General features: G+C 61.9%; 14 protein-coding genes. 11 read left to right on the forward strand and 3 right to left on the reverse strand.

All coding sequences use genetic code 11. From position 1 onward, the window contains the following. Positions 1-407: 407 nt before the first annotated feature. The 5 genes from ACTFPK_RS03820 to ACTFPK_RS03840 all read left to right on the forward strand — a co-directional run bounded on the left by ACTFPK_RS03820 (position 408) and on the right by ACTFPK_RS03840 (position 8,555). Positions 408-5,075 (forward strand): metallophosphoesterase, encoded by a 4,668-nt coding sequence (locus tag ACTFPK_RS03820; protein ID WP_279057994.1) that lies wholly within the window; start codon positions 408-410, stop codon positions 5,073-5,075. Positions 5,076-5,317: 242 nt separating this feature from the next. After that, positions 5,318-5,965, forward strand: a complete 648-nt coding sequence (locus tag ACTFPK_RS03825) for a ClpP family protease (RefSeq protein ID WP_126135012.1) — start codon at positions 5,318-5,320, stop codon at positions 5,963-5,965. Between the two features lie 38 nt (positions 5,966-6,003). Continuing rightward, positions 6,004-6,681: an ATP-dependent Clp protease proteolytic subunit gene (locus ACTFPK_RS03830; protein ID WP_375712894.1), complete on the forward strand. Its 678-nt coding sequence runs from the start codon at positions 6,004-6,006 to the stop codon at positions 6,679-6,681. A gap of 237 nt (positions 6,682-6,918) precedes the next feature. Beyond that, positions 6,919-8,178 (forward strand): ATP-dependent Clp protease ATP-binding subunit ClpX, encoded by a 1,260-nt coding sequence (clpX, locus tag ACTFPK_RS03835; RefSeq protein WP_274732774.1) that lies wholly within the window; start codon positions 6,919-6,921, stop codon positions 8,176-8,178. Then, a complete protein-coding gene (locus ACTFPK_RS03840; RefSeq protein WP_274755730.1) occupies positions 8,178-8,555 on the forward strand; it encodes a chorismate mutase in 378 nt (125 codons plus the stop codon). The genes clpX and ACTFPK_RS03840 overlap by 1 nt, the downstream gene beginning before the upstream one ends. A gap of 77 nt (positions 8,556-8,632) precedes the next feature. Here the strand turns inward: ACTFPK_RS03840 and ACTFPK_RS03845 are convergent, their stop codons facing one another. After that, the gene (locus ACTFPK_RS03845) at positions 8,633-10,468 is read right to left on the reverse strand and encodes an AMP-dependent synthetase/ligase (RefSeq protein ID WP_126134973.1); all 1,836 of its coding nucleotides are present in this window, start codon (positions 10,466-10,468) and stop codon (positions 8,633-8,635) included. A 130-nt stretch (positions 10,469-10,598) separates the two neighbouring features. Here ACTFPK_RS03845 and ACTFPK_RS03850 point away from each other — a divergent pair, with 130 nt between their 5' ends. The 5 genes from ACTFPK_RS03850 (at position 10,599) to ACTFPK_RS03870 (ending at position 15,931) form a co-directional block, all read left to right on the forward strand. Next, positions 10,599-11,504, forward strand: coding sequence for a PIG-L deacetylase family protein (locus ACTFPK_RS03850; protein ID WP_274732778.1), 906 nt, complete (start codon positions 10,599-10,601; stop codon positions 11,502-11,504). Positions 11,505-11,663: 159 nt separating this feature from the next. Beyond that, the gene (locus ACTFPK_RS03855; protein ID WP_274732780.1) at positions 11,664-12,593 is read left to right on the forward strand and encodes an ATP-grasp domain-containing protein; all 930 of its coding nucleotides are present in this window, start codon (positions 11,664-11,666) and stop codon (positions 12,591-12,593) included. After that, on the forward strand, positions 12,590-13,816 hold the full coding sequence (locus ACTFPK_RS03860) for a glycosyltransferase (protein WP_274732782.1): 1,227 nt from the start codon (positions 12,590-12,592) through the stop codon (positions 13,814-13,816). Before ACTFPK_RS03855 ends, ACTFPK_RS03860 begins: the two co-directional genes overlap by 4 nt. Next, a complete protein-coding gene (locus tag ACTFPK_RS03865; RefSeq protein ID WP_274732784.1) occupies positions 13,813-15,231 on the forward strand; it encodes a sensor histidine kinase in 1,419 nt (472 codons plus the stop codon). The genes ACTFPK_RS03860 and ACTFPK_RS03865 overlap by 4 nt, the downstream gene beginning before the upstream one ends. 28 nt (positions 15,232-15,259) lie before the next feature. Beyond that, complete coding sequence (locus tag ACTFPK_RS03870) at positions 15,260-15,931, forward strand: response regulator transcription factor (protein WP_274732786.1); 672 nt, start codon at positions 15,260-15,262, stop codon at positions 15,929-15,931. Positions 15,932-16,001: 70 nt separating this feature from the next. Here ACTFPK_RS03870 and ACTFPK_RS03875 read toward each other — a convergent pair whose 3' ends face one another. Further along, positions 16,002-16,529 (reverse strand): hypothetical protein, encoded by a 528-nt coding sequence (locus tag ACTFPK_RS03875; protein WP_439911143.1) that lies wholly within the window; start codon positions 16,527-16,529, stop codon positions 16,002-16,004. Here ACTFPK_RS03875 and ACTFPK_RS03880 point away from each other — a divergent pair. Beyond that, entirely contained in the window at positions 16,528-16,725 is a 198-nt protein-coding gene (locus ACTFPK_RS03880) for a hypothetical protein (RefSeq protein ID WP_274735061.1), read from the forward strand. The two genes, ACTFPK_RS03875 and ACTFPK_RS03880, sit on opposite strands and share 2 nt — an antisense overlap. A 33-nt stretch (positions 16,726-16,758) precedes the next feature. Here ACTFPK_RS03880 and valS read toward each other — a convergent pair whose 3' ends face one another. Next, entirely contained in the window at positions 16,759-19,401 is a 2,643-nt protein-coding gene (gene valS / locus ACTFPK_RS03885) for a valine--tRNA ligase (RefSeq protein WP_274733993.1), read from the reverse strand. Between the last annotated feature and the right edge of the window lie 146 nt (positions 19,402-19,547).

Consider the following 19,547-nt stretch of genomic DNA (forward strand, 5'->3'; position numbering starts at 1 on the left):
TATATGCGCAGCGTAGCTGCGCCGTCGTCGTGCCACCCACCGTTCCACCGTTCTCCGCAGGGGCGCACCGTCGCGCCGTTCGCTCCCGGACCATTCCCACCGTCGCACCGTTCACTCCCGCACCATTCCCACCGTCGCGCCGCGCGCGCCGCCCCGTCGTACCGCCGTACCGTCGTACCGCCGCAGTGTGATATTCACGTGAAGCTCCTTAAATTAAGAGCCCGTTTACGGCTTATTAAGGCGAATTCAATAGTTTGAGCAATGGAAACGCGTGTTTCCGAGTCGGGCCAATCCGCGCCCCGACTAGCTCAAAGCGAAGGATATTCATGCGACACGTGCGTCGAGTAGTAGCGGCTCTAGCTGCCGCTACGCTAGTGCCGGTCGGGGTGGCATGTACCGTGCCAGCCGTGGCCGACCCAGTACTCCCGGGAGTCGATTCTCCGGCTCTCGCCTCTACGAATGAGAATCCCGTCGTCGTTGACGGGGTGACTCAGCCCATGGATCCACGTCCCGGCTTCCGAGTGCTGCCCTACCTGCAGCGCCCCGGTGCCCACGAGATGACGATTAACTGGTTTACGGAACTGGGCCATAATGCCGTTCTCACCATCACCGGCCCGGGTCTGCCCGCCGAAGGGCGCACCTACACGGTAGCCGGCGTGCAGAACCCGGTGAACGATTACCAGGACTACGAACTTAAGCAGGGCACCCTCAGCCGCGGGAAGGCGCTGTCCGTACCGCAGGGAGCTTGGATTCGTGCTGATCATCCCTATAAGTACAGCCAGCGCGTAGAAGAGCTCCAGCCCAGCTCCACCTACACCTACACGGTCACGGTGGACGGCTACGCGCATTCCGCCACGCTGCGCACCCTCCCGGACGGCAAGGTGGGGATTACTGATCCGCTCCATATCATCGCCTTCTCCGATACCGAAACCGATCCCATCGGGCGCGTGACCTACCGCGAATGGGAACAGACCCTCAACCTGGCGGAAGGCTCCGAAGAGCGCCCGGGTAAGGGCTCGGCTTGGGATGAGAAATTCGGCGGCTCCACCCGTAACGGGAAGTACGCCGTCAATTACATGCTTACCGAGGATAAGGCGCAAGAAATCAATAACGCCGCTATTGCCGCCGCCAAGCCTGACCTGGTGCTGCTGCCCGGCGACATCGCCGAACGCGCCTCCTCGCAGAGCCACTGGGATGAATGGTTCCGTTACTTCGCGGGCGATAAAGGCCAGCTCCTCGATTCGATTCCGGTTATCACCTCGCTGGGCAACCACGAAGTGTACGGCTACGGCAGCCCCGATGATCGCACCGCGGTAGCCCGGGCGCGCGCCGCCTACAACCAGGTTTTTGATACCAACGGCTCGGATAACGCGAACGCTCGCGATGCCTACCACCGCACCGATATGGGGCCGGTGACCATTATCAGCCTCGATTCGACCAACGGTACGGATCAGACCACCAAGACGATGCCGGAAGAAGCCAAGATCGAAGGCAACGACGCAGGCATTACCGCCGCTCAGCTCGGGACGGACACCCAGGGCGTTTTCCCGTACGAGGAATACGCGCGGGACTTCCCCAAGTCCGTGGCGGCCGGCTGGTGGGGCCCGGATGCGGCCCCCGATTCGGTGGATCAGCCCAGCTTCATGCCCGGTTCGGAGCAGTACCGCTGGCTTGACGAGCAGCTTGCTGATGCCCGCGCCAAGGGCCAGATCATCATCGTGCAGTACCACCACGTAGCATATTCCAACGGCGTGCACGGCACTCCGATGGGCCACAAGTTCCCCGATCAGCAGCCGGGTGTGCCCATGCGCCACCTCCAGCCGCTCTTCGAAAAGTACAATGTCGCCTCCGTGTTCTCCGGCCACGACGAAATGTTCCAGGCCTCCTACGTGGACGAAGCGGGCGACGGCGTGGGCGTGTACCACTGGGACGTCGGCGTAGCCTCCGACGGCCTGCGCGGTGAAAAGATGGTCAAGACGGGGGAGAACGGCTCGTACGAACCGCTGCGTTTCAACTCCCACTCCGTGTGGATGGCGCAGGCCAACGAACCGGAAATGTGGAAGACCAACGAGGCGGGCGTGAAGAAACTCATCTCGGGCGGGAAACACTACGGCCACCTGGATATCAAGATTCAGCCCTACGCCGGCCCGGCCCTCGATTCCGGGGTGAAACCGGCCGCCGAAATGGTCATGACCCCCATCTCGCTCTTCCCGATCCTCGACGATAACTACGAGGTGGAAAAGGTGGAGCGCCGCGAGCTGCTCACCGGGCAGTTCACCGTGTACCTGGATGCGGAAGGTAACCCGCTGGCGGGCACCCCGCAGGAAGGCACCGGCCAGGACGAAGAGAAGACCCCGCTGTCCAACTTCTCCCTCGGCGTTATCCCGGACACCCAGTTCTACTCGCGTTACGCCACGGCGGAAACCGGTAACCAATTCGGTGCCATGTACGGCAGCGAACCCTTCTCCGCCCAGACCTCCTGGATCGCGGAAAACGCTGAGAAGTACGGCATTAAGATGTCCATGCACCTGGGCGATATCGTCGACCAGTACAACCATCCCCAGCAGTGGGAAATTGCCGATAAGGCGATGAAGATTCTCGAAGATGCGGGGCACCCGTACTCGATTCTTGCCGGTAATCACGACGTCGGGGCCGATGCGTCGGATACCGACCCGGTCGGCTACGGCACCTACAAGGAATGGTTCGGTGCCGAGCGTGCCGCCAAGAATGTGACCTTCGTGGAGCGCGATCCTTCCGGCGCGCACGAGTACCACATTCTCAAGGTCAATGGCCAAGATTTCCTGGTCATGAACCTGTCCTGGCAGGCCCAGGATGACGCCCTGCAGTGGGCCTCCGATGTGCTCGATAAGCATCCGAATACCCCCACGATCGTCAATTCCCACCAGCTCATTAATGTGGAGGGCGACGGCGTGACGCCGCTGGCCACCGAGTTCGGTGAAAAGGTATGGAACAAGGTCATCCGCAATCACGACCAGGTGTTCCTCACCTTCAACGGCCACCATCACGGCGCGACCACCTGGACGCGCACGAACGACGCCGGCCATCCCGTTTACCAGGTCCTCATGGATTACCAGATGGCCTACATGGGTGGAAACGGCTACATGGGCATGGTCGAATTCGACCTGCCGGGTAACAAGATTTACCAGACCTCCTTCTCCCCGTGGGTGATGACGAAGGCCAAGGACACCCTTGTTCCCGACGACCAGGCGATCCTTACCGGAGCGGGCCAGACCTTCGAGCTCGACTTCAACTTCGCGGAACGTTTCCCGAACCTCGTTATTGCTGATACGAAGGCTTCTTTGACGACGCCGCAGCTGCGCGAGTGGCTTGCCACCTACGATGCGCCGACCCAGGTTACCCCCTCCGCCCCGACCAGCGCGGAGGACTACCCGCAGGTGGAGAGCACCGTGGCCCACTGGAAGATGCCGGTGGATAAGGCCGAGGGCACCCCGGTTGCCGTGGGTGAAGCCATCGTGGATGCCGTGGGTGGGGATAACTTCACCCGGGCCCCGCTGGACCAGCCCGGTTCCAAGGGTGCGGAAGAAGGCGACGTCGTATGGACCCGTGACCACCACCCGCTCTCGGCCAATGCCGGCGCGGTGTGCTTCGCCAATGGTGGACGCGATAACGCGCGGTGGAATAACTTCGTGACCGCCGCCGATGCCGCCGTCAATAACGAGACCTTCGAGAATGGTTTCACCTTCGAGACCTTCATCAAGATCTCCCCGAAGTTCGATAACAAGAACAATGCCTGGATGGCCTGGCTCTCCCGCGACGGGCAGCGCCAGAACATCGCCGGCTACAACAACACCGAGGGTGAAGAACCGCCCTTCGCGTGGGCGATGTCCAACCTGGCGGAAATTCAGTTCTCCTTCGTGGACTCCCAGAAGCCCACCCCGGCCGAATCTTCGGCGTGGTCGGGCGAGATCGTCTCGCGCGATCAGTGGCTCCACCTCGCGGTGGTCAACGATCCGGAAACCAAGATGACCACGATGTACGTGGATGGGGTACCGGTGCTGCGTAATTCGCCGGGCACCGTGGGCGTGGGCACCCAGGGCCTGCCGTGGGTTCTCGGCGCGGGCTCCTATGCCGGGGTGCGTGAATCTGGATTCCAGGGTTGTATCGGTGAAGTTCGCCTCGTGGGTGAACCGCTTGATTCGAGCAAGTGGCTGACCGCGCGCGCCGGGGAAACCCCGGGCGGCGAGCAGCCCGGCGGTGAAGAACCGGGCACGGAGCCGAGCGTTGAGCCGACCGAGCCGGGTACCGAGCCGACCGAACCGGGTACCGAGCCGACCGAACCGGGCACGGAACCGAGCACCGAACCCAGCAAGCCGGGTACCGAGCCGAGCGATAAGCCGAGCAAGCCTGCGGCACCGCAGGGCAATCTGCTCTTCAGCTCCACCGCACTGGCTGGTGGTAACGCCGACCGTGTCACCAGCTACGGTCGCGCCGGCGAAACCATCTTCGTGGGTGACTGGGACGGCGACGGCGTGGACACCCCCGGGGTGCGCCGTGGCAACACCTTCCTGCTCACCAACGCCGCCACCGGCAATGCCCAGATGCAATTCTCCTTCGGCCGGGCCGATGACGAGATCATCATTGGCGACTGGAACGGGGACGGTAAGGACACCATCGGAGTACGGCGCGGCAATACGGTATACGTGCGCGACGACCTGGCGGGTGGCAACCACACGTCCACGGTCTCCTTCGGACGGCACGGCGACCAGATCGTGGCCGGCGATTGGGATGGCAACGGGCGCGACGAACTCGCGGTGCGCCGTGGCAACACCGTCTTCGCTCAGGGGGCTTTCGCTGATACCCAGGCAAAGTCCACCTCCTCCTACGGGCGCCCCGGTGATGTGTTCCTCGCCGGTGACTGGAACGGGGATGGCGTGGACGGCATCGGTGTGGTCCGCGGTAACGTCTGGCACCTGCGTGACAACGTGGGCGAGGGCGTCGCGGTGGCAAGCTTCGGCTTCGGCCGCGCCGGTGATGTGTTCCTCGCCGGTGACTGGAACGGCGCGGGTGCTGATCGCCCGGCCGTCAACCGCTAACAGGTCACTACCAGCGGCTAGTAACTAGCCACCTCTCCAGCGGGAGGGCAGCGAGAATTACCTCGCCGCCCTCCCGCTCTTTTCTTGGCTGCGGCACCGTGACGGCGCCAACCATGCGCCATCAGCGAAAAAGCCTCGAGCCAGGATGATCGCGGCGGCCCGCGGGCGTTAAAGTCGCATACGAGTATGGAATCTCCGCGTGGGGGTTCCGAGGAAGGAAAACCGTGACCACATCACCTCGCATGGAAGGCCGGGATAATAACCAGCCTTCAGCATTCGGCGATGCTGTTTACCAGCGCCTCCTCAAGGAACGCATCATTTGGCTCGGCTCGGAGGTTCGCGATGATAATGCGAATCAGATTTGCGCCCAGATGATGCTCCTTGCCGCGGAGGATCCGGAGAGCGATATTTACCTATACATTAATTCTCCGGGTGGCTCGGTCACCGCGGGTATGGCCATTTTTGACACCATGCAGTATGTTCAACCGGATGTTGTCACCGTGGCTATGGGCATGGCGGCCTCGATGGGCCAATTCCTGCTTTCAGCCGGTACCAAGGGTAAGCGTTATATCACTCCGCATACTCGCGTTCTTATGCATCAGCCTTCGGGCGGCGCCGGCGGAGTGGCAGCTGATATCCGTATCAATGCCAACCTCATCTTGCAGATGAAGGAAGAACTAGCCGGGCTCAACGCGAAGCACACCGGCAAGTCACTGGAGCAGATCCTGGAAGATTCCGAACGTGACCACTGGTTCACCGCGCAGGAAGCACTGGAATACGGCTTCGTGGACCACATTATTTCCAACTCGCAGGTCATGCTCAAGAAGCCGAATAACGATAGTAACGACGGCGCACTCGAAGCCAGCCACGCGGGGGAGGAGCTCTCATGACGATGAATTTCCGAGCCGCGGGTAATCTGCCCGCCATGATGGCCGCCGGTCGCGTTCCCACCGCTGGCTTCGGCCACGGTAGCGCGGGCCCGATGCCCTCCAACCGCTACGTCCTTCCCGATTTTGAAGAGCGCACCCCCTACGGATACAAGCGTTCCAACCCCTACACCAAACTTTTCGAGGATCGCATTATTTTCCTCGGGGTGCAGGTGGATGATGCTTCCGCGGATGATGTGATGGCCCAGCTGCTCGTCCTCGAATCGATGGACCCGAACTCCCCGGTGACCATGTACATCAACTCTCCGGGTGGTTCCTTCACCGCGCTCACGGCTATTTACGACACCATGCAGTACATCAAGCCGCAGATCCAGACCGTGTGCCTGGGCCAGGCTGCCTCCGCGGCGGCGGTGTTGCTGGCGGCCGGCTCTCCGGGCCGACGCCTGGCGCTCCCCAATGCGCGGGTGCTCATCCACCAGCCCGCAATGGAGGGGATGCAGGGGCAGGCCACCGATATTTCTATCGTGGCCGATGAGCTTGACCGCATGACGGAATGGCTGGTCAACACCCTGGCCCACCACAGCGGGAAATCTCCCGATGAGGTACGGGCAGATATCCAGCGCGATAAGATCCTCACCGCCCAGCAGGCCAAGGACTACGGCCTGGTGGACAATGTGCTCGAATCGCGTAAAAATGCGGATACCGTAACCAACGGTTAATAGGATTCGCGCGTATACGCTCCGGGCTATAGCCGGGGCGGGAGCGCGTATCATGGGCGGGTAGGGGCCAGGTGCTCCTGCCCGCCCACCTGCATGGGCGGCGGGTGCGGCGCGGGAGCTGCGCCGTCGTACATCTCACTCACTGTGCGCGCCCCGCGTGGGAACGTGACCTTTGAGCGCAGATGCGGTGGAATAGGGAAGACGCGCGTACGGCGCGGCCGCGAGGCAAGGAGGAACATGGCGACCGTCGATGCAGCAGAAGCTCTCAAGTGTTCGTTCTGCCAGAAAACCCAACGCCAGGTGAAGAAACTTATCACCGGCTCGGGTGTCTACATTTGCAATGAATGCATCGAGCTGTGCAATGAGATTATCGCCGAGGAATTCGGGAAGGAAAACGATGGTTTTTCCCCGAATGAGCTTCCCGTTCCCGCAGATATTTACGCGTTTTTGAACGAGTACGTGGTGGGGCAGGAGGCCGCGAAGCGCACGCTCGCCGTCGCCGTGTACAACCACTACAAGCGGTTGCGCGCTAAAGCCGCGCCGCGTCCCGCTGACGGTGAGGATACTGTTGAGCTCGGCAAATCTAATATTTTGCTGCTCGGCCCCACCGGTACTGGGAAAACGTATCTTGCCCAGTCGCTTGCGCGGATGCTCGATGTGCCCTTCGCGATCGCGGATGCCACCTCTCTTACAGAGGCCGGGTACGTGGGTGAAGACGTCGAGAATATTTTATTGCGGCTCGTGCAGGCTGCCGGTGATGATGTGAAAAAGGCCGAATCTGGCATTATTTACATCGACGAAATCGATAAAATCACGCGCAAATCTGAGAATCCCTCCATTACCCGGGATGTGTCGGGGGAGGGCGTGCAGCAGGCGCTTCTCAAGATCGTGGAGGGTACGGTTGCGGCGGTGCCTCCGCAGGGCGGGCGTAAGCATCCCCAGCAGGACTATCTCCAGATCAATACCTCGAATATTCTTTTTATATGCGCCGGGGCCTTTGCGGGTTTGGAGGATGTTATTTCTACCCGCGTAGGGCGCCACGGTATCGGTTTCGGGGCGCAATTGCACGACGCCGAGGCCAGTTCGACGATGCTCTCGCAGGTCACCCCGGAGGATCTCCATAAGTACGGCCTTATTCCGGAGCTGGTGGGGCGCCTGCCCGTTATCGCAACGGTGGAGGCGCTGGGTGAAGACGACCTGGTGCAGATTCTTACCGAGCCGCGCAACGCCCTGGTCAAACAGTACACTCGCATGTTCGAGCTGGACGGGGTGCGCCTGACCTTCCAGGATGAGGCGCTGCGCGCCATGGCGCGCGAAGCGATGGAACGGGGCACCGGGGCGCGCGGGCTGCGCTCCATTATGGAGCGGGTACTCGGACCGGCCATGTTTGATGTGCCTTCCCGTAAGGATGTCCGGGAAGTGATTGTTACCCGCGCGGCGGTCACCGACGGTGCGGCTGTGGAGATCGTTTCCGCTGCGGAACGGAAGAGCGCCTAGTGAGCGGCGAAGGGGCGCAGCGCCATGCGGAAGAAGAGCGGTGCACCGCGGAACTCGGTGCTTTGCGGGCGCGCCTGGACGTTTTAGACTCCCAGCTAATTGAGCTGTTGGGGCAACGCAAGCAGGTAACCGACGCCGTGGGGCGCCTCAAGGATCGCTACCGGCTTCCCGCCCGCGATATGGCGCGCGAAGGTGTGCAGCACGCTCGGATTGCTGAACTGGCGCGCGCGGTGGGGCTAGATCCCGAATTTGCGGTGCGGGTGCATAATGTCATCACCTCGCGGGCTGTAGCGGATCACCAGCGTATTTCCCGTGCTTCCCGCGCCGCGCAGGTTGATGGTGATGAGCGCGAAGCTGGCGGTGCCGGCGCGGACTAGCTTCGCACAACGCGAGGTGAAACGAGACGGGGCGTGGACTAAGAAGCCCCCGCCCCGCCTCGTAGCTGAACTATGACCTAATCGCGGTTCTTATCGCCCTTGTCCCCGTAAATATCGCGCCCGATCACGGTGGCGAAATCGCGGAGCACCGCGGTGCGCTTCACCTTGAGAGACGCGGTGAGGTAGCCGTTCTCCGGGGTGAAATCAATAGGGAGAATAACGAATTTACGGATGGATTCCGCCCGGGATACCGCTTCGTTGGTGCGCTTAATGGCGCGGTCCACCGCGGCGATAATCTGCGGATCATGCACGGCTTCCGAAACGGACATGGCCGGCAGATTCTTATTCTTCAGCCAGATGGGCAGCATCTCTGAATCCAGGGTGATGAGGGCGCCCACGAAAGGCCGCTGATCACCCACCACAACCACCTGCGAAATAAGCGGGTGGCCGCGCAGCCGATCCTCCAGGATCGCGGGGGAGACGTTCTTCCCGCCGGCGGTCACAATAAGTTCCTTCTTCCGCCCGGTAATCCACACGAAGCCATCTTCAATCTTGCCGAGATCGCCGGTGCGATACCAGCCGTCCTCGGTAAATGCCTTGGCGGTTTCTTCCGGGTTATTCAGGTACTTGTGGAAAACGTGATCGCCCTTGACCAGCACTTCACCGTCGGTATCAATCGCGACGTGGCAGCCGGGATACGCCGGCCCCACCGAACCTATCCGCTGGTGGTTGAAGCGGTTCACGGTGGTCGGTGCGGACGTTTCCGTTGCCCCGTATCCTTCAAAAATGTTAATCCCGATGCCGCGGAAGAAATGCCCCAGCCGTGCGCCCAGCGGCGCACCCCCGGAAATCACATTCTCGAGGTTCCCGCCGGTAATCTCCTTAATCTTGGAGTAGACGAGGCGCTCACCCACTTCATGCTGAGCTCGCAGCGCCAGAGACGGCCCGGCCGCGCTATCCAGGGCCCGCGAATAGGCGATAGCCACCTTGGCGTAATAGCGGAAAATCTTTTGCTTCACACCTGTGGCCTGGGCATCCGCCGCGTTGTAGATCTTCTCGAAAACGCGCGGTACCGCCAAAATATAATGCGGCTTGAAGGACTTCATATCCTCAACGAGGTTATGGGTATCGGGGCAGTGCCCGATGGTGTTACCCGCGTAGAAGGCCACCAGGTTAATAAAGCGTGCGAAAACATGGGCCATGGGCAGGAAGAGGAGGGTGCGCTTCTCGCCGGAGAGGATCGGGGCGAGGTTATCATCCAGCGGCCCGTTAATAACTACGTGCAGCAGGTTGCGGTGGCTGAGAACCACGCCCTTAGGCCGGCCTGTCGAGCCAGAGGTGTAGATGACGGTAGCTTCGTCGTCGGCATGCATCGCATCGATACGGCGGTCAATCTCAGCATCGAGATCCATGGTGCCGCGCGCGGAAATCCGGGCCAAGTCATCGTCAGAAATAACGAAAATATCGCTAAAGAAATCAAAATCGGAACGGAAGGGCGCCATAACCGCGGCCATCTGTTGGTTTTCAACGACGGCGAAGCGGCAGTGCGCATCTTCCACAATCCAGCGAGCCTGCTCCGTGGAATCAGTTTCATACACGGTGACGGCCATCGCGCCAATGGACCACAGCGCGAAATCAACCACGCAGAATTCGTAGCGAGTGTGGCACATGAGTGCGATACGATCCCCGGGCTGGACGCCCATGGCGATAAAGCCGCGTGCCAGGGCACGATATTCGGATTCGAAAGTCCGCCACGCCACCGGCACCCATTGCCCCAACGAGGCCTTGCGCGCCACCACGGTGCGCTCGGGCTGCTCGCGTGCGATATTACGGAAAACCCACGGAATCGTCATTTCATCGGTGATATGAATCTTTCCGGGAGTGAAAACTTCAGTCCGCTCGATTTCGGCCATGATTCTCCTCAAGGTTACGCGTGAGTAAGTAAAGTGTACGGCACGCGCGGGAAACGGGGGTGGAGGCGCGATGAGAGAGTTCTCATCACCTCCTCACCGCGATATTAACACGGGGCGGAACACTGGAGCCATGACGATCTCCATGAATGCTCTGCTTGCCGTGCTCCTTTTGGTGACGGCACTGTCCGTTGTTCTTCTTGAAACTTCAGTACGACGACGCATCCGCGCCTTCCGGCCCCTCCAGCTTTTCACGCTGGGAAGTGCCTTCCTTCTTGTCCCGGCTAATATCGCCTTGTTAGGTGGGGATGCGCCCGGGAACCTGGAGCGGTGGGTGAGCCTGGGCTCCGTTGCGGCGCTGGTTACCCAGTTTGTTCTCTTGGTGAGTGGTTGGATTCCGGTGGGGGCGGCGGTGCCCACGCGCCGTATCCTCGCCGTCGGGGCACATCCCGATGATCTGGAATTGGCCTGCGGGGGTACCTTGGCTCGGTTGGCCGATGCCGGGCATGAAATTCATGCCATCGTGGCCGCGGATGGTGCGGTGGGAGGTAATGCCGGGGAGCGGGCCGGGGAAGCCCAGCGCGCCGGTACTTTCCTCGGGGTGACCACCTTGCGCACTCTCGGCCTGCCCGATACTCAGCTAGCTGATCACGAAAATACTCTCACCAGCGCCATCGAAGAAAAAATCCGAACCCTCAACCCGGATATTATTTTCACGCATTCGGCCCACGATCAACACCAGGACCACACCGCCGTGCACCGCGCTACCATGCGGGCCGGGCGGCGCCACCCGGCGATTCTCTGCTACGAATCACCTTCGGCTACCGCGAACTTTTCCCCGCAGGTCTTCGTGGATATCACCGAGTACACCGGGGTGAAAAGCGCCGGGGTGGCCATCCACGCCGACCAGATGGACAAACCGTATATGGCTGGCGACGTGCTCACCGCCAAAGCTAATTTCCGTGGCGAACAAGCCAAAATGGAGGCCGCCGAGGCTTTTGAAGCGGTGCGTATTCCCGCTTTCCGTGGCGTGCTCTAAGCCCCGGGGTAAGTGCCCACCCCGCGGCGCTGCGCTGTGCCGTGTGGTGCACCGTTTGGTGCCGTGTAGCGCTGTTCTCCGCACCGCGGCACGCTGCGCTGCGCCGTATGGTGCACCGTGTCGCGCCGTCTCTCCACTATTACCGAAGGATCAATCACGATGACTCATTCCGCTCTTACTTCCCGCCCGCGAGTGCTCGTTACCGGGGCCGGCGGCCCGGCTGGCTCCTCCCTTCTCACCCAGCTGGATGCCCGGCGAATCCCCGTGCTCGGCGTTGATATGGCGCCTCGCCCCCGTACCGATGGTGCGCGGATCCTCCCGTGCCCGCCGGCCACAGCTCCGGATTTTGTTAGCGCCCTGGCCGCCATCTGCGAGGAGTATTCGATTGACCTCATCATCCCCACCGTGGATGAAGAACTTTCCATCCTTGCTCCGCTGCGCAGTGCGCTGCTCCATCGGGCCCGCATTGCGGTTTCACCCACCGCAGCGGTGGCTATTGCTGCCGATAAATGGCTCACCCATCGGGTAGCAGACAGCCTCGGCCTGGCCGTGCCCCGGAGTCTGGAAGGCCCTGCCCTCACCGAGGAAGGTGCCTACTGGCTCGGATTCCCCTACGTGGTACGCCCGCGGGTCGCACGTGGCGGGCGCGGGGTACGCCTGGAAACAACATTCCCGCCCACCGTGCCATTGCGCGATACCGAGATGGTCTCCGCCTTCCTCCCCGGAACCGAATACTGCGCGCAGCTCTACCTTCCTCTTCCCGCATCGGGGCACACCGCCACCGTGGTCGTGCTAGAGAAAACCAGCCTGGCCTCCGGACAGCACGGAAACGCGACCGGGGTCCGGCGCGTGAAAGCCCCAGATGTTGCCGAACTAGCGCTCGCGGCGGCGCGGGCGGTGGGCGTGAACGGCGCGGCTGACGTTGATATTCGCCGCGATACTCAGGGCCGCCCCGCGCTCATCGAAATCAATGCCCGTTTCGGCGCGCATAGCGCTCACGCACCAGAATTGTTGGACGCGCTCCTGGATGCTTACGCACCCGCGGAGGCTACTTCGGCACCTCACTCCGCTATCGAGGTGACCGCATGACCACCTTGCTTCTCATTCTTGCCGTTCCTACCCTCATCCTCACCGCGGTGACCTGGATGATGTACCCGGCCGCCATCCTCGGTGAGATGCGCCAACGCCCCCGCCCCCTCTATGGCCCGCACACGAAAGTGTCGATTATTATCCCCGCCTATAACGAAGAAGTGGTGCTCGGCGCCTGCCTGCGCTCCATCCTTGCTACCGGCTGGCGCCGTTTGGAGGTCATCGTCGTCGATGATGGTTCCACGGACGCGACCGCCGCCGTTGCCGCGCCCTTCACTCGCGATCCGCGCGTGACCTTCCTCAGTAAGATCAACGGAGGGAAAGGCAGCGCCCTCAATCTCGGTATCGCTCATGCCACCGGGGAGATTCTCATTTTCGTGGATGCCGACGGGCTCTTCACTCCCACCACCATCCCGCAGCTTTTGAGTGGATTCCGCCATCCTGGGGTGGGCGCCGTATGTGGCAACGATCAGCCGGTCAATATCACCGGTCCGCTCACAGCTCTGCTTGCCCTCATGACCCACGTCGGGACAGGCATGACGCGCCGTGCCCTCGCTTTGCTGGGGATGCTTCCCATCGTGGCAGGAAATTCCGGGGCGTTCCGTGCTGATGCGGTGCGCCGGGTCGGAGGTTTTCGGGAAGATACCCTGGGGGAGGATCTGGAGCTTACCTGGCGGATCCACTTTGCCGGATGGGACGTGGAATTCGCGCCCCACGCCCTGGTACTGGCCGAAGTCCCATCCACTCTGTCGGCATTATGGAAACAGCGGGTGCGCTGGCAACGGGGTCTTATTCAAACCGCTCGTATCCATCGCTCCCGTCTCACCTCTCCTTGGCGGCGCCCCATTGACGCCTACCTGCCTATCAATCTCTTCTCACTCCTCGTCGCCCCGGCGTTCCAGGTAGCCACTCTCGCGGTGTGGGCGGTTGCAGCACTTAGCGGGGCGGCTCCGAATTGGATGAACATACTGGTGGGGGCGGGACTGGTGGTCGCCTTCGCGGTAACGGTGCTTTCTCTTGTCCTGGATCGTGCCTGGCGCGACCTGCGTCTCCTTCCCGCCTTGCCCCTGTGGCTCCCCTTCTCCTGGATGATGAGCGCCGCGACGGTGTGCGCGATCTGGCTAGAAATGCGCGGAAAAGCCAGCGAATGGAATAAGCTGGAACGAACGGGCGTGCACACCGTGCCGCTCCCGCCCGCCGCCGTCGAACGGGAAACAATGTGACATCACGTCCTATTACGATTCGTTTTCGGATTGCCGCCACCATGGTCGCCCTCGTTGCGGTCGTGCTGGCGGCAACCGGCGTTGCCGTTGTTCTTACCGAAAGCCGTATGTGGCGCGCCCAGGTGGATGCCACCCTGGTGCGGGTGGCAGACGAATTTCGGGTGCTGGCTGAAAACGGAGTCGATCCGGAAACCGGGCAGCCCTTCGCCGGGCCATCCCAGCTCATCGAAACCTATCTTTCGCGCACCGTCCTTTCCGAAGCGGAAGGGGAAATGGGGATCGTGGACGGGCGGGTCGCCTGGGTGGGCGGTGATACCAGTCCGGTACGCCCCGAGGAAGACTCCGGACTGGTGCGCCACCTCCTCCCGCTCACCCGCAGCGGGGAAGTCACGATGGGTACCTACGCGGGTACGCAGCGTGAATATCGCTATATCGTGGTGCCGGTGCAGTTCTCCGACTCGCAGCCCGGCGCGCTGGTGCACGTGTATCTTCTTGATGTCATCAGTGCCCGTATCTGGAACCTTATGACGGTGCTGGCGGTGGTCTACCTGGTGGCGGTGAGCGGCGTCGTCGCCATCGCGTGGCGACTGGTGGGGCAGCTGCTGCGCCCCGTGGAGCAGCTGCGTGCCACGGCCGAAAATATTACCGCGAATGCGGATTTGTCCCGCCGGGTGCCGGTGGAGGGGCGTGACGATCTGGCGCGGCTCTCGACGGCGATAAATACTATGCTCGATTCCCTGGAAACCATGGATGCCGATCAGCGCCAACTTTTAGATGACGTCGGGCACGAATTGCGCACCCCCATCACGATTGTGCGCGGGCATCTGGAACTCATGGACGCTGCCGATCCGAGTGACGCCGCTGATACCCGCGCCCTGGCTCTCGAAGAACTGGACCGTATGAATTCGCTGGTAGGCGACTTACTCACCCTCGCAAAATCCGAGCGTGCTGACTTTGTGGTGCCTCGCGAAGTTGATATTGCCGCGCTCACCGAGCGGATTTTCGATAAAGCTACCGGGTTGGGCTCGCGTGCCTGGAACCTCGGCGAGGTGGCACGTGGACAAGTATGGCTGGACCCGGAACGTATTACCCAGGCAGTGCTGCAATTGGCCGCGAATGCCGTCAAATACTCCGAAGATGGCTCACCGGTAGAGATTTCCTCGACCGTGGCCGGAGGCCGCGTGAGTTTCACGGTGGAAGATGCCGGCTGCGGGATCGCCCCGGAGGATACCGCTCGCATCATGGAGCGCTTCGCGCGCGGGCGTAACACCGGGCGTTCGGAAGGCTCCGGGCTCGGGCTCGCGATTGTTAGCTCTATCGCCCGGGCCCACGGCGGGGAGGTAACGGTGCGCTCACGTTTGGGGGAGGGCTCCGTGTTTACGCTGAGTTTGCCCAGCGTTTACCGGGGAACGTGATAGCCTCACAACCGGAGAAGGGAGCAAGATGAGCACCATCCTCATCGTCGAGGACGAAGAGCGCATTGCCCGCTTTATTGCGAAGGGGTTGAGAGCAGCCGGCTACACTTCCACCACCGCATCAAGCGGTGGGGAGGCTGTTGACCTGGCGGTTCATACCCCGTTCGATTTGATTATTTTAGATATTGGTCTGCCGGATATCGACGGTTTTGCGGTGCTCGAACGCTTGCGCGGTCAGGGGCTGGATACTCCGGTTATTCTCCTCACCGCCCGCACCTCGGTGACAGACCGCGTGGCCGGGCTCGAGGGCGGGGCCGATGATTACATGGCGAAGCCTTTTTCTTTCGAAGAACTCCTCGCGCGTATCCGTTTGCGTTTGCGCGACGCCGCAGCCACTCCGATACCAGCTAGCTCTGCCACCCAGCTTTCCCACGGCGGCATCACACTGGATTTGCTATCCCACCACGCCCATGTGGGTGGGAAACAGGTGGAGCTGTCCGCGCGCGAATTTACCCTGCTGGAAACCTTTATGCGCCACCCGGGGCAGGTGCTTTCCCGCGAGCAACTCCTTTCCCGGGTTTGGGGCTATGATTTCGATCCAGGTTCCAATGTGGTGGACGTGTATGTGCGCTACCTGCGCGGGAAAATCGGGCGTGACCGCATCGAAACGGTGCGTGGAATGGGCTACCGCCTGAGCTAGAGCAGCGGGGCCTTCTCAGAGAAGGATCGGGCTGCTAGCTCAGGCGGTAGCACCGAGGTATTCAGATGATTTAGTCGTCGCCATCATCCCAATCATCGTCGGCATCGTCATCGTCGCTGCCCCAATCATCATCGGAGTACTGGGGCGGGACGGGGCGTGCGGGCGCGGGAGCTACCCGCTGCGGGGCGGGAGCTACCCGCTGCGGGGCGGGAGCCAGCGCAGCCGGTTCCGGAGAAGGAGCCGGTGCCGGAGCAACGTTCGCGGGGGCTGGTACGGTGCCCGCGGGCGCCGTCGTCGTACTATCTGAAGCGCCACTGGCGAATTGGTGCGCATTTTCGGCCACATCAATCAAAAGACTGCGCAGGGTAGCACGCTGTGCGTTGTTGAGCGGAGGGCGCGTCGGTGCGGGCGAAGCAACCGAAGCGGCGCTGCCAGCACCGGTGGTGGTAGCGGAAGTGGAGGAAGGCGCCGTGACGGTAACTGCGGGGCCCACAGACTGGGTACCGCTCCCGCTCACGGCGTGAGCAAGCTGCATCCCCAAGAAACCGAGGAGCGCCAGCCCGAGAAGCACGGCAAGAAGTTTCACACGAGTTGTCATGCCTTTAGTACACCGGAGCGAGATGACGGGGCTAGGAAACAATGATGAGAATCTTCTCATCATCGGGACCTACCTGTGGGGGCGCAAGACACGGTGTGGTGGTGAAGGCTACCTGGTGGCGCGTTCTAGCGCGAATACGGGGGTGGCGGGCCCGCTCTCGCAGACCCGCCACCCGAATTCGCTCAGTTGTACGTAGCGCTACGCGTGATGCGCCGTGGCGCTTACGGTACTACTTCCGCTTCGGCTCCGGCTCATCCAGTTCGTAATCACCAATGGTGATCTGGTCACTGGCCTCCGTATCCGGGGTGAAGCGGAGCTCCCCGCGCACGTGGGCGGCGCGCACCAGATCAGCGCGCACCTCCTCCAGCAGGGAGGTATTCCCACGTAGCTCGACCCGAGCGAAGCTGGTGCGCTGCGACACCTTCGCTGCGGATTTCACGCCGCGCAGCACCGTGAGGGCCTGGCCGGCGATCTCGAGCAGTTCCGCATTCCCGGAACCAGCCGCCTCGCGCAAAGGCGCCGCCTCCGGCCACGCCGCCCGGTGCACCGAGCCGGTACGGTACCAGCTCCACACCTCAGCGGTGGCGTAGGGGATAAAGGGCGCCAGCAAGCGCAGGAAGGTATCCACCGCAAGCGCCAGCGTCACCCGGGCGCTCTGCGCCTCGGGGCTATCCGAGTAGGCACGGTCCTTGACCAGCTCCAGGTAATCATCACAGAAGGTCCAGAAAGCCGTTTCTGCCACTTCGAGAGCACGAGTGTGATCAAAGGCATCAAAAGCGGCGGTCGCTTCCTCCACCACGTGCGCCAGATCTGCCAGTAGGGCACGGTCAATCGGTTCGGTTACGCGGGAAGCATCCAGACACACCGGAGCACCCGCCCCGCCCATACCGAGCGCGAACTTCGAGGCATTGAGCACCTTCATCGCCAGACGGCGCCCCACCTTCATCTGCTTTTCGTCAAAGGCAGCGTCCACGCCCAGGCGCGCGGAGGCCGCCCAGTAGCGCACCGCATCCGCACCGTGCTTGACGAGCAGATCCATGGGGGTGACCACATTGCCCTTGGATTTGGACATCTTCTTATGATCCGGATCGAGAATCCACCCCGAGATCGCCGCGTGCTTCCACGGCAGTTCCCCGAATTCGAGGTGTGCGCGCACCACCGTGGAGAAGAGCCAGGTGCGGATAATATCCTGACCTTGCGGGCGCACATCCATGGGGTACACGCGCTCGAAAAGATCCTCATCGGTGAGCCACCCGCCCGCGATTTGCGGGGAGAGGGAGGAGGTTGCCCAGGTATCCAAGATATCGGTTTCCCCGGCGAAACCGCCCGGCTTACCGCGTTGATCTTCGGTGTACCCGGCCGGCACATCGCTGGAAGGATCTACGGGCAGGCTCGCCTCATCCGGGGTGATGACGGCGTCGTACTTCACTTCACCGTTCTCCGAAATCTCGTACCACACCGGAATCGGCACCCCGAAGAAACGCTGGCGCGAAACAAGCCAGTCAGAGTTGAGGCCCTTGACCCAGTTGTCGTAGCGCACGTGCATGAAATCGGGGTGGAAGGCCAGCTGATTGCCGGCCTCAATGAGGTTATCGCGCAGCTCCTTGCCGTTTTTCTCCACGTGGGAGCGCCCGCCGTTGCGGATGTACCACTGGCGCGAGGTCACAATTTCGAGAGGCTTATCGCCCTTTTCGAAGAAGTTTGTTTTACGCATGGTCGGCTTTTCCTCGCCGATCATTTCCCCGGTTTCCTTGAGTTTCTCCACCAGAGCCTTGCGCGCCGAGAACGTGGTTTTCCCAGCCATCTCCGCGTACATGGCGTGCCCGGCCTCCGAAGTAATCCACTCGGGGATATCGCGCACGAGCCGGCCATCCTTACCGAGCACGCTGCGTAGCGGCAGCTGCAATTCGCGCCACCACTCCACGTCCGTGACGTCGCCGAAGGTACAGCACATGGCGATACCGGCACCCTTATCCATCTCCGCCTTCGGGTGGGCGAGAACGGGCACCTCCATCTCGAACACGGGCACGCGCACGGTGGTGCCGAAGAGGTGCTGGTAGCGCTCATCATCAGGATGGGCGATGAGTGCCACGCAGGCGGGCAGCAGTTCCGGGCGGGTGGTTTCGATCACCACATCCTCGCCCTCCCCGTGGAAAGCAAGGGCATGATAGGCGCCCGGATAATCGCGGGCCTCAAGTTCAGCCTGCGCCACCGCGGTCTGGAACGTAATATCCCACAGGCCCGGGGCCTGCGCCTGGTAGGCTTCCCCGCGCGCAAGATTACGCAAGAACGCGGTTTGGGCTACCTTCTGGGCTTTTGCTCCGATGGTTTGGTAATTCTGCTTCCAATCCACGGATAGCCCCAGGTGGCGCCACAATGCCTCGAATTGCTTTTCGTCCTCTTCGGAGAGTTTCCAGCACAGCTCAATGAAATTACGCCGTGAAATGGGCACCTGGTCCGCGTACTTAATGGATTTTGCGCCTCCCTGGTGCGGCGGCACAAAATTCGGGTCGTAGGGCAGAGAGGCATCCCCGCGCACCCCGTAGTAGTTCTGGACGCGCCGTTCGGTGGGGAGGCCGTTATCATCCCAGCCCATGGGATAGAACACTGATTTGCCGCGCATACGCTGGTAGCGGGCCACGGTATCGGTGTGCGTATAGGAAAAAACGTGGCCGATATGCAGCGAGCCGGAGACCGTGGGCGGCGGGGTATCTACAGAAAAGACTTCGGAACGGGTAGCGGTGCGGTCAAAGGCGTAGGTGCCTTCCGCCTCCCACCGTTCGCCCCAGGTAGTTTCAAGACCGTCGAGAGTGGCACGATCCGGTACCTCCGTGTGATCGAGGAGTTTGGACTCTTGGTTAAAACTAGTCATGGGGCTATTGTTTCACGCCCCGTGCGCTGCGGGAAACTGCGCCGTACGTGAGAGGGGCGACGGCGCAGCTACGGCGCGCGGTGCTTCGGGCGCCGTAGCTGGTATCCGAGGCCGTCAGAATGGCGCACCGCCCCGTTATCAGAATG

The organism is Actinotignum sp. UMB0459 (genome assembly GCF_051905915.1).
Classification (GTDB): domain Bacteria; phylum Actinomycetota; class Actinomycetes; order Actinomycetales; family Actinomycetaceae; genus Actinotignum; species Actinotignum sanguinis.